The sequence below is a fragment of the Streptomyces mabaensis genome (assembly GCF_053763515.1).
Window position 1 is genome coordinate 1 of the sequence record NZ_JBSOPZ010000089.1, and the last position, 876, is coordinate 876.

1 protein-coding gene and 1 pseudogene are annotated in these 876 nt (G+C 66.6%); both read left to right on the top strand.

The genetic code is table 11. From position 1 onward, the window contains the following. Nucleotides 1-272: 272 nt before the first annotated feature. Nucleotides 273-368 (top strand): annotated as a pseudogene (locus ACWV17_RS33830) (ATPase); the annotation flags it as partial. Between the two features lie 74 nt (nucleotides 369-442). Further along, nucleotides 443-868 (top strand): histidine phosphatase family protein, encoded by a 426-nt coding sequence (locus ACWV17_RS33835; protein WP_455362671.1) that lies wholly within the window; start codon nucleotides 443-445, stop codon nucleotides 866-868. The last annotated feature ends 8 nt before the right edge of the window (nucleotides 869-876 follow it).

Genomic DNA, 876 nt, shown 5'->3' on the forward strand with positions numbered 1-876 from the left:
CGGACCCGCCACCTACCGCACAAGCCAGGACAACCCCTTGCCACCAGCACGAATGCGTTAACTACCCGGCCTTGGGCCTTGACCCCGAATCCTGGACACGGGTAATGCGGCTGGTGAGAGCGTAGTTGATGTTGTTCCGGACGCTGTTTCGTGGGCGATCGGGCTGCGGGGCCTCCCACCCCATGGCCGTCAACGAGACCGTGATCGCGATGCTGCGCCCGAAGCCGGACCTGGCCCGGCTCACCGAGGATCCGGCCGAAGTTCAGGCGGCCGCCCACCGCCTCACCTTCAACGGCACCACCATCGAGACCGGCACCGACTCCTACCGCCTCGCGAGCACGCGGGCCCGGGCCGAAGAACCCGCTTGATGGTTCTGAACTGTCGCTTCCACAGTTGCGGCCTGCAATCAGGCAGGACGCTACCTACGGGAAGGCACGCACTCATGCGGACTCTTTACGTCGTCACCCATCCCGAGGCGACACACCACGTCGAGGGAGTCGTCGGCGGATGGCATGACTCGCAGCTGACGCCCGCTGGGGTCCGTGCGGCGGTCTCCATCGCCCAGGCGCTGCGGACCCAGATCCCGGACGGCGCCGAGGTGGAGCTGTTCTCCTCGGATCTCCAGCGCACCCTGCGGACGGCAGATGAGGTGGCCGAACTGTTCGGCGTGAAGCCGATCCTGGATCGCAGGCTGCGGGAGAAGTCCTACGGTGAGGCGGGGGGAAAGCCGCAGGAGTGGCTGGACCGGCGTTTCGTCCCACCGCCGGCTGTCGGGGAGCGAATGGCCCACGACGAGGGTGTGTGTCGGCGTACACGTGAACGTCCCCACCCGCGTACGGATGAACGTCCCCAGTTCTTGATGCCTTGAAGGGACAC